This window comes from Micromonospora sp. M61 (assembly GCF_018070245.1).
GTDB classification, from domain to species: domain Bacteria; phylum Actinomycetota; class Actinomycetes; order Mycobacteriales; family Micromonosporaceae; genus Micromonospora; species Micromonospora zamorensis.
Window position 1 is genome coordinate 59,509 of record NZ_JAGPYA010000001.1, and the last position, 13,247, is coordinate 72,755.

Below are 13,247 nucleotides of genomic sequence, written 5' to 3' on the forward strand. Positions count from 1 at the left end.
GCAACGTGCGAGGCATCCATCCCCTGATGCTACGGGCAGCCGACGGACGCGACGTACCGCCGGTCAGGCCACCGGGCAACCGCCACCCGTGGTCCGGCGCGCCGGGCCACCGACGGGTTCGTCGTTCACCGGTCGGGGGCCGTCTCGGTGACGGGTCGCAGCGGGCCGCCCCGCAGCGCGTACGCCAGCAGGCCCGTCACCGCCAGCACGGTGGCGCAGATGGTGGCGGCGGTGGTGCCGGCGGGCTGGATGAGCCAACTGGCGACCTGCGTCCGCACGTCCCTGCTGGGGCCCATGACGGGCAGGACCGCGATGAGGGTCCAGATCAGCGGGGCGACCCACGACAGTGCGGCACCGACCAGGGCGGCGCCGAGGGCGGTCAGCCCGAGCAGGCCGGCGGTGTTGCGCAGCACGAGGGCGAGCGGCTCGTAACGCGCGTCGGTGAGCGTGCTGAGCGACAGCAGGGCGGTGATCGCGGCACCGGCGAGGAACAGATGCACGGCACGTCGCAGCGGCCAGTTGACCGACGCGGTGTGGTCGAGGGCGTCGTCCGCGCCGCTGAGGGTGGCGCCGAACGCGACCACCGCCAACATGATGGTGAGGCTCGCGGTCCGGGCGTTGATGGTGGTCGAGTCCGTGTAGACCAGCGACAACACCCAGGCCAGCGTGATCAGCGCCGCCGCGCTGCCGAGCGCGAGGGGGACGCGGCGCGACCGTAGGTGGAGCCGGAACCATCTCATGGCTTCTTCTCCGCCAGGATCGCCAGGAGGCCGTCGCTGCGACAGTCCATCGCCGCCGCGCGGGCCGCCGCCATCCGATCTCGCTGCTCGGCCTGCGGCAGGCTCACCAGCGCCTGGTAGGCGCTCCGCACCCGCTCGATGTCCGCCGGTTCCCACCATCGCTGCGGGGTTGGCGGCTGACCGCTCAGCCAGGCCGTGGCGACCGTCCGAGCCAGGAATTCGTCGGTCTCCGGCTGGTCGCCGCAGTCCTGCCGCCAGGCGGCCTCAAGCAGTGACGGCAGGAAGTAGCCGTCGGACAGGTCGGCGCGGCCGGCCGGGTCGATCGCGGGAGTGTCGAAGACGATCGTGTCGTCGGCGTGCCGGGTCGGTGTCGTGCTCGCGCACAGTCGCCCCCAGTAGGCGATCTGTCGGGACTGCACCGCCCGGACGGGTGCGTTGGGCAGCTTCGCCGCCATAGTTCCGAGTGCCTGGCGGGCGGGGCCGACGACGTCGGGCAGCAACGCGGCGTGCGCCCGTGCCACGCAGACCTGCGGGCCGTCGTCGTCACAGACCAGCTCGATGGCGACCGGGTCGACGACCGCCGCCCCGCGCGTTCCGCCGACGGGCAGGAGCGGTACGGCGACCGCGCCGCCGAGCACCGCCGGAAGCACGGCGAACGCGATGGCGCGGCGGCGGACCGCGCCGAGCAGCAGCAGCCCGGTCGCGGCGAGGGACACCAGCCACAGCGTCTGGAGCACGCTGACCCGGGTCGCGATCGTCTGGAAGTCGTCCAGGCCGTTGAAGGTCGGTATGAGCAGCAGCGCCGACGGCTCCGGCCGGACCCTGGTGAAACTCGCGTCGGTGTGGGCCATCGTGACGAGGTCCGGGACCAACCCCACCAGGACGAAGCCGACCACGGCGAGGATGGGCGCGGTGACCACCCGGGGCACGGCGCGGCCGGCGGCCATGCCGAGCCAACCAGCGGCGACCAGCGCCGGGACGCCGACCGCGGCGACGACGATCGCGCTGGCCGGGAAGTATCCCGCCGTCGGCACCACCCATCCGGCCGCGATGAGGAACACCAGGACGTACGCGGTCGCCACCGCGACGGCCAGCGCGCTGGCGGTCGGGACGACGCGCTGCCAGCGCGGCCGGACGGTGCTGGCGAACAACTCGTTGACCCGGTAACGCGCGTCACGCTGACCCAGCCACGCTCCGCCGGCCAGCGCGAAGGGCAGCGACACCATGAGCATCGACCGCGAGAAGATCGCCAGTTGCATCCACCGCCCGACGAAGAACTGGGTGGACGTGAGCAGCAGCACCGTGCCGGCCACCAGCGACAGCAGGCCGATGCTCAGCGCCGCCGAACGGCGCAGCTCGATGCGAAGGATGCGCCCGGTCATGCCGACACCCGGCCCCGGTGGGCGCGCAGCAGCGACGAGTAACCGCGTTCGGTGGCGCTGTCACCGGCGTCGTCGGTGCCGCCCTGCTGGGCCAGTTCGCCGGCGCTGCCCTGCCACACCAGCCGACCCTCGCTGACCAGCACCACGTCGGTGCAGGCCACCGCGACGTCCTCGACCAGGTGGGTGGAGACGAGCACGCAGCTGTCCAGACCGATGTCGCGCAACAGCTCGCGGAAGTCGAGGCGCTGCTCGGGGTCCAGGCCGACCGTCGGCTCGTCGAGCAGCAGCACCTCCGGGTCGTTGACGATCGCCTGGGCGATGCCGGCGCGGCGCAGCATCCCGCCGGACAGCGTCTTCATCCGGGTGTCGGCGCGGTCGGCCAGGCCGACCCGTTCGATGGCCCGCTGCACCGCAGCGGGGATGACCGTCTTCGGCATCTCCTTGAGCCAGGCCAGATACTCGACGAACTCCCGGACCGTGAAGCGCGGGTAGAAACCGAAGTGCTGCGGCAGGTAACCCAGGCCACGTCGGACCCGGCGCAGGTCCGCGCCGGCGGTGACGTCCTCGCCGAGCAGGGTCAGTCGCCCGGCGGACGGTTTGACCACCGTGGCCAGGGCGCGCATCAACGTCGTCTTACCGGCGCCGTTGGGGCCGAGCAGCCCGTGCACACCGGTGCCCAACGTCAGGTCCAGCTCGTTGACCGCCAGGTGTCGGCCGGCCCGGACCTGCAACTTCTCGGCGTGCACCGCCCACGGATGGGTCGACGGCCTGGTCTCCGCCACGCTGACCGTACGCATCATGAGGTCTCCATTCGGTCCTGGCTCGGTGTCGTCATCGGAAGGTCCTGGTGAGTTCCCGTGGCCGTCGTCGGGCCCGGACGAGCAGCACGGCCGTCAACACCACGGTGGTGACCGCCCACCCGGGCAGGCTGTTGCCCGTGAGGACGGTCGGGAGCTGCCCGCCGGCCAGGCTCGGCGCCACCACACCCGCGGACCAGGTGACCGCCAGCGCGAGCGCGGCCCGGTCGACGCCCACCACGGTGCCCAGCGCCAACGTCCCGGCGGTGAAGCCCAGCGCCGGCAGCAACCAGAGGCCGACGGAGTGCCCGGTGCCCCACCCGGCCACCGCCAGCACCGGTACGACCGCGATCAAAACCCCCAACGTGCGGCGCATCAGCAGCGGCAGGCCGGTGCGCGGAGTGGTGGCCGTCAGCTCCCAGGCCGGGTCGAGTCGCCGGCTCCAGACGGCGGCCACCGGCACCAGCGGCGCGACCGGCGCGATCAGCAGCACCAGCGACGGCAGGCTGGCGAAGGTCTTCTCGAACAGCACCGCGGCCAGCATCAGCCCGGCGGCGGTGGCCAGCCAGGGCAGGACCCGTGCGGCGACCCCGGTACGCCTGCGCCGCCGACGACGCACCGGGCCGGGGCCGGCGGTGATCCCGGCGGCGAGCTCGTCGGCCACCCGGTCCAGCAGGTCCCGGGTGCCCGGGTCGACGGCACCGGTCAGCACCGCCCGGCACTCGGCGCAGACCTCCAGGTGTGCCTCCACCGCCCAGACGGTCGCGTCGTCGACGCCGGCGCCGCCCGACGCGTACCGGGAGATGAGAGCGGGCGTGGGATGAGTGGTCATGACAGCGCCTCCCGGAGTGCGATGCGGGCTCGTCGCGCGCGGGTCTTCACGGTCCCTTCCGGCATGCCGAGCAGCAGCGACGTCTCCCGGGCGGTCAACCCGTCGAGGACCATCGCGCGGAGCACCTGGCGTAGCTCCGGGGGTAGCGCGTGCAGGGCCCGTTCGAGGTTGGCGTCCATCCCGCCGGCCAGTGCCTCGTCCTCGGCGGCCGGGGCCACGGTCTCGAAGGTCTGCACCGACGGGATCCGCTCGCGTCGGGCCCGGTGGCGGAACGCGTCGATCAGCCGGTGTGCGGCGATCGTCCACAGCCAGCCGACGGCGCTGCCGGAGGTGGAGGATGACTGCGCCTGACTGCCGGCCGAGCGCCAGACCGCCAGGTACGTCTCCTGCAACACCTCGGCCACCATGTCCTCGTCGGCGCAGCGCCGACGCAGTCGGGTGGTCAGCCAGGGGGAGGTACGCCGGTACAGCGCGTCGAACGCGCGCCGGTCACCCCGGGCGACCCGGCGGAGCAGCTCGCCCTCGTCGAGTCCGTCCAGACTTCGTCTCACGTCAGGCAAGACGACGCGTACCCCCGCTCCGGTTCTGTCCTGGCTGTGGCCGTCGTCACAGTTCCGCCGTGTCCGTGCCCGACCGGCGCGGCGTGACACCCCACACACCGGGAACGTCGTTCGCCTGCGGGGCGTTGGCGAGCGAGAGAATCACCTTCGGGTGATCGCCGCACCCGGCCACCCCCACCACGACCCCTGCCTCGTCACTTCCTCGCCTCCATGGGCGGGCACCCCGCACCGCGCCCGCCGAGATCTGTGGACGCGGTGACGCCCTCAGTGCCGCACGTGACGACGCACCCGCTTCCGCAGAGAGACCGAGATGATGAAGCAGTTGGTGGACAAGACCGGCCCCGGCACCAAGGTGGGAGACCCCAACGAGGAGGTCCTGCCCGGTGACCTGATGACCAACCGTCAACGGGCACAACTCGTCCTCGTGCTCGGTGCGTTGATCGCGATCGGGCCGTTGACCATCGACATGTACCTGCCCGCGCTGCCCGCCATCACCACCGGGCTGCAGACCACCGAGACCGCGGTTCAGTTGACCCTGACCGGCACGCTGGTCGGCCTCGCGTTGGGCCAGTTGCTGATCGGGCCGCTCTCCGACGTGGTCGGACGACGGGTGCCGCTGCTGGCCGGGCTGGTCGCGCACATCGTGGCCTCCGTGCTGTGCGTCTTCGCGCCCAACATCGAAGTGCTCGGCGCGCTGCGCGTACTCCAGGGTCTTGGCGTGGCGGCCGCCACAGTGGTCGCGACGGCCGTCGTCCGTGACCTGTTCAGCGGAGCCTCCTTCGCCCGGATCTTCTCCCGGCTGATGCTCGTCATGGGTCTGGCGCCCATCCTCGCGCCGACCCTGGGCAGCGGCCTGTTGAGCTGGACCGACTGGCGGGGCGTCTTCGCGGCGCTGGCGGTGCTGGGCGCGTTGCTGATCGTCGTGGCCGCGCTGAAGCTCCCGGAGACCCTTCCGGTGGCGCGTCGGCGACACGGAGGGATCGGCGCCACCATGCGCGACTACCGGGGGCTGCTCAACGACCGGGCGTTCGTCGGCCTGGTGCTGGTCGCCGGGCTGGCGATGGCGGCCCTGTTCGCGTACGTCTCCGGGTCGTCGTTCGTTCTCCAGCGGGAGTACGGCCTCGACGAGCAGGAGTTCGGCCTGGCCTTCGGGGCCGGCGCGGTGGGTCTGATCGCGGCCACCCAGTTCAACGTCCGGCTGCTGCGCCGCTTCACCCCGCAGCAGATCCTGGTCAGCGCTCTGATCGCCGGCACAGCGGCGGGGCTGCTGCTGGTCATGTTCGCCGCGACCGGCTTCGGTGGTCTGGGCACCCTGCTCGCGTCGCTGTGGCTCGTCCTGGCCGCCACCGGCCTGGCAATGCCGAACGCCCCGGCGCTGGCCATGAGCCGGCACAGCGAGGCCGCAGGCACCGCCGCTGCGCTGCTCGGCGCCGTGCAGTTCGGCATCGGTGCGTTGTCGGCGCCACTGGCCGGCCTGTTCGGCACCGGGAGCGTGCCGATGGCGGTCGTCATCGCGGGCGGCATGGCCGCCTCGCTGCTGGTCATGCTTTTCGTCGTGCCCCGCGCCAGCCTGGGCACTGTCGACCCGGACCTCGCGGTCGCGCTGCACTAGGCAGACAGCGGGCGGGCCGGGTGACCGGCCCGCCCGACGATTTCAGCGGATCTCGGTGGTGTCCTCGGGGCGCGACTGACCGCGCGGCGGGGCGGACCAGGGCGACTCGCCGCCGACGCGGCGCGGCAGCGGCTCGGTCGGTGTCGAATCGCCCGGGTAACCGAGAGTGAGGGGCGCGGTGTCGCGCTCAGCGGGCGTGGGAGACGGCCAGTCGGTCAATGTGAAGTCGTCGTTGCGGGGGCCTCCGTCGGGCACGGGGGTCGGCGTCGCGGCCGGCTCGGTCGCCGGGCGTGGCCACTGCCGCCACCGCTGCCCGCTGAAGGTCGCCATCAGCAGCAGCAGACCGATCACGAACAGCGTGCCGTTCTCCACCGGCAGACGCAGCGGCAACGGATCGCCGAGCATCTTCCACTCGTGCGGGATCGCGTCCCGCACCGCGAAGGGCGCCACGAACATTCCGACGTACGGCGTGACCAGCAGCAACCCGGCCGCCAGCGGGCCCAGCGGCGAGAAGCGCAGCGTGCCTACCAGGCCCAGCAGGACTCCGCCGACGGCGAGGTACACGGCCGGCTCGATCAGGTTCGCGGTGTTGAACGTGCCAGTCTCCACCCAGCGGTCGACTGTCCGGCTCGACCCGTCCTGCCCCAGTGTGACCAGCACCCAGGTGATGGGCGCCACCACCAGCCCGGCGAGGAAGCTCCAGAGATGTCGCATCCGCGCACCGTACCGTTTTCGACATGACTGAGCACCTCTCCGCCGCACCGATCGGCAAGCCGACGTCGTACTCGCGCGTCACGCTGAGCAAGATCATGACTGCCGTTGACGTGAACCTGTACGGCACCGTGCACGGTGGGGTTCTGATGAAGTTCGTCGACGACGTGGCGGGTGCCGCCGCGGCCCGGCACAGCGGCGGAACGGCGGTCACCGCGGCGATCGACGAGATCGTCTTCTCCGAGGCGGTCCGGGTCGGCGACCTCGTGCACGCCCACGCGCAGGTGAACTGGACCGGCCAGACCTCGATGGAGGTGGGCGTACGGGTGGTCGCCGAACGCTGGGACTCGGCCGAGGACGCGGCAGTTCGGGTGGCCACCGCGTACCTGGTGTTCGTCGGCGTGGACGTGGGCGGGGCGCCGCGGGTGGTCCGCCCGGTGCTGCCGGAGACGGCGGAGGACGAGCGCCGGTACAAGGAGGCGGAGATCCGCCGAGCCCACCGCCTCGCCCGCCGTCGCGCCATCCAGGCACACCGCGCGGGCTGACCCACATGAGGTGGGTGGGTGCAGTGTGGGGCGGGCACGCGTCGGTTGGCGCACCCGGTGCGCAGAATGGCGCTTCGAGGTAGGGCAAGATGGCGCCACGGCCCATTCACAATGTCGTGCCGGGCCAGGGGAGGGTGAAGCAGTGGGTGACATGCTGTGGGCGCCGCCGGCGGACGTACGCGAGCATTCCCGGATCGGCGGCTACCTGCGCTGGCTGCGGGAGCACCGCGGGCTGGACTTCGCCGACTACGACGCGTTGTGGCGCTGGTCGACCACCGATCTGGACGCGTTCTGGCGTTCGATCTGGGACCACTTCGAGGTGGTCGCGCACACCCCGCCGACCGCGACCCTGGCCGAGCGGGGGATGCCCGGCGCCCGCTGGTTCCCCGGCGCCACGCTCAACTACGCCGAGAACGTGTTGCGGATGCCGGGGCGGCTCGACGACGACCCGGTGGTGATCGCACACGGGCAGACCCGGGCGCCCGTCACGCTGACCGCCGGGGAGTTGCGCGAGCAGGTCCGCCGGGTGTCGGCCGGGCTGCGCCGGCTCGGCGTCACCGCCGGTGATCGGGTGGCGGCGTACGCCCCGAACATTCCTGAGACGTACGTCCTGCTGCTGGCCACCGCCAGCCTGGGCGCGATCTTCTCGTCCTGCGCGCCGGAGTTCGGCACCCGCAGTGTCACCGACCGGTGGCAGCAGATCGAGCCGACGGTGCTGGTCGCCGTGGACGGCTACCGCTACGGCGACAAGCCGGTGGACCGCCGCGCCGAGGTCGCCGCGATCCGGGCGGCCCTGCCGTCGCTGCGGCACACCGTCAGCATCGGCTACCTCGACCCGACCGGCCCCGTGCCCGAGGGCGTGCTGGGCTGGGCCGAGCTGGCCGCGCCCACCGACGAGCCGTCGACGTTCAGGCCGGTGCCGTTCGACCACCCGCTGTACGTGCTCTACTCCTCGGGCACCACCGGGTTGCCCAAGCCGATCGTGCACGGCCACGGCGGCATCCTGCTGGAACACCTGAAGATGCTCGCCCTGCACCACGACCTGGGCCCGGCCGACCGGTTCTTCTGGTTCACCACCACCGGCTGGATGATGTGGAACTTCCTGGTCTCCGGGCCGGCGGTGGGCGCGACCATCGTGCTCTTCGACGGCAACCCGGCGGTCCGGGCGGAGCCCGGCCGGCCGGCCGAGCCCGACCTGGGTGGGCTGTGGCGGCTGGCGGCGGAGACCGGCACCACGTACTTCGGCACCTCCGCGCCGTTCCTGCTGGCCTGCCGCAAGGCCGGGCTGGTGCCCCGGGACATCGCCGACCTGTCGGCGCTGCGCGGGGTGGGTTCCACCGGTGCGCCGCTGCCCGCCGAGGGCTTCGAATGGGTGTACGAGACGGTCGGCGACCGCCTCCAGCTCCAGTCGCTCTCCGGTGGCACCGACGTGTGCACCGGCTTCGTCGGCGGCGTGCCGCTGCTGCCGGTCTACGCCGGCGAGATCGCCTGCCGCGCGTTGGGCGCCAAGGTGGAGGCCCGTTCCGCCGACGGCACCCCGGTCATCGGCGAGCTGGGTGAGCTGGTCATCACCGAGCCGATGCCGAGCATGCCGGTGGGCTTCTGGAACGACCCGGACGGCACCCGCTACCGCGAGGCGTACTTCGACGTCTACCCGGGCGTCTGGCGGCACGGCGACTGGATCACCATCAACGAGCGGGGCGGCTGCGTGATCACCGGCCGCTCCGACGCCACGCTCAACCGCGGTGGGGTGCGGCTGGGCACCGCCGAGTTCTACTCGGTGGTCGAGGGGCTCGACGAGGTGCTCGACTCGGTCGTCGTGCACCTGGAGGACGACGAGGGTGGCGCCGGTGAGCTGCTGCTCTTCGTGGTGCTGGCCGAGGGTCTGGAGCTGGACGACCCGATGCGCGCGAGGATCTGCCGCGAACTGCGGACCGCGCTCTCACCCCGGCACGTGCCCGACGAGATCCACCAGGTGCGCTCGGTGCCCCGCACCCTGTCGGCGAAGAAGCTGGAGGTGCCGGTCAAGAAGATCCTCACCGGCGTCCCGGTTGACCAGGCCGCGGCCAAGGGCGCCCTGGCCAACCCCGAGTCCCTGACGGCCTTCGCCGCCCTGGCCCAACGCCGAGCAACAGACAACACCCACGCCTGACAGCCCCCGGTCCCGGCCGGCCCCCGGCCCCCTCCGCTCGCGTCGATCATGGAGTTGTGGTGCCCCGTAGAACGGGCATCGGCGCATCATTCGCCCACCACAACCCCATGATCGACCCCGAGTCGACCCGGGGCGGGGCGGGGGGGGGGGTTACGGGAGGGTTTGGGTTACCTTTTCGGTGGCTTCGCGGCTGGTCAGCCGGGCCGGGTCGAGGTTGGCGCAGAGGACCACGGTGGCGGCCCGGGTCAGGGGGGCCAGCAGCCAGTCGACCGGGTCGGGGTGGCGGCCGGCGTCGACCAGGACCCGCGCGCCGGGCTCGATGCCCAACTCCGCGGCACGGGCCTCGGCGCGGGTCAGCAGCCGCGCGTCGGCGGGGCCCGGACCGGGCTGCGGGGTGAAGTGGTCGCCGTGTCGGCGGACCTCCACCACGTAGTCGGCGAACCCGGGCGGCACCTGCCGCAGCGGGGCGGCGAGCGGGGCCAGCGCGAGGGCGTACCGCTCGTCGGCGGACCAGGACTGCGCCTCGTCGAGCTGGTCGGCGGCGGCGAAGAGCACGTCCACGTCACCCGGTGCGTCCACCACGTTCAACTTGGCCGACCAGCAACCCAGCAGCACCGCCGCGGTCTGCCAGTGCGGCGGCAGCAGCACGCCGGCCGGGGTGCCCGCAGCGAGGCCGACCTCGTCGACGAGGAGATTGGCGGTCTTCGCCACCCAGTTCGCCAGAGTGGTGCCGGAAAGTTCGGTGCGGTCACCGCTGGCATCGTCGTACCAGGTGAGCAGCGGTCTGGTCGGGTCGGTCGCGATCGCGTCGGCGAACACCCGGGCAATGTTGTCGGCCATCGGCGCGAACGATACGCCCCCGCCGGCCGTACTCGTTGACGATGACAAGTCGGCGTACCGTCGGGTCGCAGTCAGCGCCGCTGCCGCGCCCCGGCGTAGGCTTGACCCCCGGAGTGTTGTTCCCCACAGACGCCAGTGCAAGGAGTCGCCCCGTGACCGCCGGTCGCCCGCCCCGCGTGCTCATCGACGCCACGAGTGTCCCCGCCGACCGTGGTGGTGTCGGTCGATACGTTGACGGTCTGCTCGGAGCCCTCGGCAAGGTGTGCGGGTCGGGGGTGGACCTGGCGGTGGTCAGTCTTCGCACCGACCTGGAGCGTTACACCCGGATGCTGCCCGGCGCGGAGATCATCCCCGCTCCGGCCGCCGTGGCGCACCGCCCGGCCCGGCTCGCGTGGGAGCAGACCGGCCTGCCGCTGCTCGCTCAGCAGGTGGGCGCGCACGTGCTGCACTCGCCCTTCTACACCTGCCCGCTGCGGGCCGGGTGCCCGGTCACGGTCACCGTGCACGACGCGACGTTCTTCACCGAGCCGGAGCATTACGACAAGTCCCGCCGCACGTTCTTCCGCAGTGCCATCAAGACCTCGCTGCGCCGCGCCAACCGGGTGATCGTGCCCAGCAAGGCCACGCGGGACGAGCTGATCCGGCTGCTCGACGCCGACCCGACACGCATCGACGTGGCCTACCACGGTGTCGACCAGGCTGCCTTCCACGCGCCCACCGAGGAGGAGAAGGCCCGTGTGCGGGCCCGGCTGGGGCTGGGCAACAGCAGCTACGTCGCCTTCCTCGGGGCCAAGGAGCCACGGAAGAACGTCCCCAACCTGATCCGTGGTTGGGCGCACGCGGTGGCCGACCGCGTCGACCCGCCGGCCCTGGTGATCGCCGGTGGTCAGGGGCACGACGACGACATCGACCGCGCTGTCGCCGAGGTCCCCTCGCACCTGCGCCTGCTGCGCCCCGGCTACCTGCGCTACGGCGACCTGCCCGGCTTCCTCGGTGGCGCGTTGGTCGCCGCCTACCCGTCCTACGGCGAGGGTTTCGGGCTGCCGATCCTGGAGGCGATGGCGTGCGCCGCCCCGGTGCTGACCACGCCTCGGCTCTCGCTGCCCGAGGTGGGCGGCGACGCGGTCGCCTACACCTCCGAGGACCCGGAGCAGATCGCCACCGACCTGGCCGCGCTTCTCGACGACGAGCAGCGGCGGCTGTCGCTGGCGAAGGCGGGGTTCGACCGGGCGAAGGAGTTCACCTGGGAGTCCAGCGCCGAGGTGCACATCGCCGCCTGGAGTCGCGCCAGTTCCTGACCCTCCGGAGCCCGGCTGGTGACCCATGCCACTCCCGGCAGGCACGTCGGGCATGATGTGCGGATGCTTTATGCGGTCATTCCAGCAGGTGGCAGCGGCACGCGGTTGTGGCCGTTGTCCCGCGCCGGCCACCCCAAGTTCCTCCACCCGCTCACCGGCACCAGCGCCTCGCTGCTCCAGGCGACAGTGGAACGGCTCGCCCCGCTGACCACACCGGATCGGACCCTTGTGGTCACCGGTGCCGCGCACGTCGCGGCGGTGGCTCGGCAACTGACCGGTCTGCCGGAGGAGAACATCCTGGTCGAGCCCTCCCCCCGGGATTCCTGCGCGGCGATCGCGTTGGCCGCTGCGGTGATCGCGATACGCGACCCGGACGCGGTGATGGGCAGCTTCGCGGCCGACCACCTGATCCGCGACCCGGAGAGCTGGGTCCGCACTGTCCAGGAGGCGGTTCGCGGGGCCGAGCAGGGCATGCTGATGACCGTCGGGATCACCCCCACGCGGGCGGAGACCGGCTACGGCTACCTGGAGACCGGCGACCCGACCGATGGCACGCCGTGGCGGCCGGTGGCCGAGTTCAAGGAGAAGCCGGGCGCCGAGGTCGCCGAGGCGTACGTCCGTTCGGGCCGGTACCTGTGGAACGCGAGCATGTTCGTGTGGCGGGTGGACGTCTTCCTCGCCGAGCTGGCCCGCCAACAGCCGGCGCTGCACGCCGGTGTGGCAGCGATCGCCGCCGCCTGGGGCACCCCGGAGCAGGACGAGGTCCTCGGTGCGATCTGGCCGACCCTGCCGAAGATCTCCGTGGACTATGCGGTGATGGAGGGCGCGGCCACGGCGGGTCGCGTCGCGACGGTGCCGGGCGACTTCGGCTGGAACGACGTCGGCGACTTCCACACCCTCGGCGAGGTGCTGCCGACCGACGACGCGGGCAACGTGGTGCTCGGCACCGACGCCAAGCCGGGTGTGCTGCTGCGCGACAGCGCCAACATGGTGGTCGTGCCGCAGTCGGGGCGGTTGGTGGCCGTCCTCGGGTTGCGCGACCTCATCGTCGTGGACACCCCGGACGCGGTCATGGTCTGCCCCCGCGACCGGGCCCAGGACGTCAAGGCCCTGGTCGACGAGCTCAAGGCGCGAGGCGAAGAGGGCTACGTCTGAGGGCTGCGAGGGCCGGCGCGACCATTTGCGCGGTCCCGCCGGCCAGCGGCTCGGGCAGTTGGTCCAGCGGGAACCAGCCCAGCTCCTCGGCCTCGTCGCTGACCTGCTCCACGGCCTCGGGCGGGGCCAGCACGGCGAACCGGACGTCGTGGTGTAGTGACCCGCCCTGACACTGCACCTGGTGCACGTCCACGTCGATCGGCACCGGGTCGATGCGCAGGCCGGCGATCCCGGACTCCTCGGTGGCCTCGCGGAGCGCGGCGGCGACCAGGGTCTGGTCGGTCGGCTCACAGTGGCCGCCGAGCTGCACCCAAAGCCCGAACTTGACGTGCAGGCAGAGCAGCACCCGCGAGCCGGTGGCGTCCAGGACCAGCGCGCTCGCGGTGACGTGCCCGGGTCGGTGCTGCCGACTCATCGCGATCGGGCCGGCGCCGAGCAGGCGGAGGGTCCGGTCCCGCGCTACGGCCGCGTCCGGGCTGGTGGGCTGCCAGCCTTCGAGAAGCGCGGTGGCGTCGGCGTGCAGCGTCGCGTACGTCTCGGGGTCGGTCGGGTGGGCGGTCGGTCCGGTGATCGCGGTGTCGGGCACCCCGTCACTGTACGAGCGGGTGCTTCGTACGCTGGCC

Annotated in this window: 13 protein-coding genes; 5 read left to right on the forward strand and 8 right to left on the reverse strand. The window is 72.4% G+C overall.

Translation table 11 applies throughout. The annotated features are described in order from the left end of the window. Positions 1 to 125: 125 nt before the first annotated feature. From KBX34_RS00275 to KBX34_RS00295, 5 genes are read right to left on the reverse strand one after another with little or no spacing between them, the layout of a single operon-like run. Positions 126 to 740, reverse strand: coding sequence for a hypothetical protein (locus KBX34_RS00275; RefSeq protein WP_210793220.1), 615 nt, complete (start codon positions 738 to 740; stop codon positions 126 to 128). Then, positions 737 to 2,122 (reverse strand): hypothetical protein, encoded by a 1,386-nt coding sequence (locus KBX34_RS00280; RefSeq protein ID WP_210922570.1) that lies wholly within the window; start codon positions 2,120 to 2,122, stop codon positions 737 to 739. Before KBX34_RS00280 ends, KBX34_RS00275 begins: the two co-directional genes overlap by 4 nt. Continuing rightward, positions 2,119 to 2,919 carry an ABC transporter ATP-binding protein gene (locus KBX34_RS00285; RefSeq protein WP_210793284.1) on the reverse strand — a complete coding sequence of 267 codons (801 nt, stop codon included), beginning with the start codon at positions 2,917 to 2,919 and terminating at the stop codon, positions 2,119 to 2,121. The genes KBX34_RS00280 and KBX34_RS00285 overlap by 4 nt, the downstream gene beginning before the upstream one ends. Positions 2,920 to 2,953: 34 nt before the next feature. After that, on the reverse strand, positions 2,954 to 3,751 hold the full coding sequence (locus tag KBX34_RS00290; RefSeq protein WP_210793218.1) for a zf-HC2 domain-containing protein: 798 nt from the start codon (positions 3,749 to 3,751) through the stop codon (positions 2,954 to 2,956). Next, on the reverse strand, positions 3,748 to 4,302 hold the full coding sequence (locus KBX34_RS00295) for an RNA polymerase sigma factor (protein WP_197699583.1): 555 nt from the start codon (positions 4,300 to 4,302) through the stop codon (positions 3,748 to 3,750). Before KBX34_RS00295 ends, KBX34_RS00290 begins: the two co-directional genes overlap by 4 nt. Before the next feature lie 322 nt (positions 4,303 to 4,624). Here KBX34_RS00295 and KBX34_RS00300 point away from each other — a divergent pair, with 322 nt between their 5' ends. Then, complete coding sequence (locus KBX34_RS00300; protein ID WP_374223640.1) at positions 4,625 to 5,923, forward strand: multidrug effflux MFS transporter; 1,299 nt, start codon at positions 4,625 to 4,627, stop codon at positions 5,921 to 5,923. Between the two features lie 42 nt (positions 5,924 to 5,965). On the opposite strand, the gene KBX34_RS00305 is transcribed toward KBX34_RS00300, so the two are convergent. After that, on the reverse strand, positions 5,966 to 6,637 hold the full coding sequence (locus KBX34_RS00305) for a hypothetical protein (RefSeq protein WP_210793217.1): 672 nt from the start codon (positions 6,635 to 6,637) through the stop codon (positions 5,966 to 5,968). Between the two features lie 23 nt (positions 6,638 to 6,660). On the opposite strand from KBX34_RS00305, the gene KBX34_RS00310 reads away from it, so the two are divergent. Then, complete coding sequence (locus KBX34_RS00310) at positions 6,661 to 7,179, forward strand: acyl-CoA thioesterase (RefSeq protein ID WP_088946282.1); 519 nt, start codon at positions 6,661 to 6,663, stop codon at positions 7,177 to 7,179. 142 nt (positions 7,180 to 7,321) lie between these two features. Next, a complete protein-coding gene (locus KBX34_RS00315) occupies positions 7,322 to 9,331 on the forward strand; it encodes an acetoacetate--CoA ligase (RefSeq protein ID WP_210922571.1) in 2,010 nt (669 codons plus the stop codon). 150 nt (positions 9,332 to 9,481) lie between these two features. Here the strand turns inward: KBX34_RS00315 and KBX34_RS00320 are convergent, their stop codons facing one another. Further along, entirely contained in the window at positions 9,482 to 10,171 is a 690-nt protein-coding gene (locus KBX34_RS00320; RefSeq protein WP_210922573.1) for a TIGR03089 family protein, read from the reverse strand. 152 nt (positions 10,172 to 10,323) lie between these two features. Here KBX34_RS00320 and KBX34_RS00325 point away from each other — a divergent pair, with 152 nt between their 5' ends. Both KBX34_RS00325 and KBX34_RS00330 read left to right on the forward strand, forming a co-directional pair. Continuing rightward, on the forward strand, positions 10,324 to 11,469 hold the full coding sequence (locus tag KBX34_RS00325) for a glycosyltransferase family 1 protein (protein ID WP_088946285.1): 1,146 nt from the start codon (positions 10,324 to 10,326) through the stop codon (positions 11,467 to 11,469). A gap of 63 nt (positions 11,470 to 11,532) precedes the next feature. Continuing rightward, on the forward strand, positions 11,533 to 12,624 hold the full coding sequence (locus tag KBX34_RS00330) for a mannose-1-phosphate guanylyltransferase (protein ID WP_210922575.1): 1,092 nt from the start codon (positions 11,533 to 11,535) through the stop codon (positions 12,622 to 12,624). On the opposite strand, the gene KBX34_RS00335 is transcribed toward KBX34_RS00330, so the two are convergent. After that, complete coding sequence (locus tag KBX34_RS00335) at positions 12,593 to 13,195, reverse strand: NUDIX domain-containing protein (protein WP_307871299.1); 603 nt, start codon at positions 13,193 to 13,195, stop codon at positions 12,593 to 12,595. The two genes, KBX34_RS00330 and KBX34_RS00335, sit on opposite strands and share 32 nt — an antisense overlap. Positions 13,196 to 13,247: the final 52 nt, after the last annotated feature.

Coding starts and splice junctions, on each gene's coding strand:
- KBX34_RS00275 (WP_210793220.1), bottom strand. CDS start 740: ATGAGATGGTTCCGGCTCCACCTACGGTCGCGCCGCGTCCCCCTCGCG.
- KBX34_RS00280 (WP_210922570.1), bottom strand. CDS start 2,122: ATGACCGGGCGCATCCTTCGCATCGAGCTGCGCCGTTCGGCGGCGCTG.
- KBX34_RS00285 (WP_210793284.1), bottom strand. CDS start 2,919: ATGCGTACGGTCAGCGTGGCGGAGACCAGGCCGTCGACCCATCCGTGG.
- KBX34_RS00290 (WP_210793218.1), bottom strand. CDS start 3,751: ATGACCACTCATCCCACGCCCGCTCTCATCTCCCGGTACGCGTCGGGC.
- KBX34_RS00300 (WP_374223640.1), top strand. CDS start 4,625: ATGAAGCAGTTGGTGGACAAGACCGGCCCCGGCACCAAGGTGGGAGAC.
- KBX34_RS00305 (WP_210793217.1), bottom strand. CDS start 6,637: ATGCGACATCTCTGGAGCTTCCTCGCCGGGCTGGTGGTGGCGCCCATC.
- KBX34_RS00310 (WP_088946282.1), top strand. CDS start 6,661: ATGACTGAGCACCTCTCCGCCGCACCGATCGGCAAGCCGACGTCGTAC.
- KBX34_RS00320 (WP_210922573.1), bottom strand. CDS start 10,171: ATGGCCGACAACATTGCCCGGGTGTTCGCCGACGCGATCGCGACCGAC.
- KBX34_RS00330 (WP_210922575.1), top strand. CDS start 11,533: ATGCTTTATGCGGTCATTCCAGCAGGTGGCAGCGGCACGCGGTTGTGG.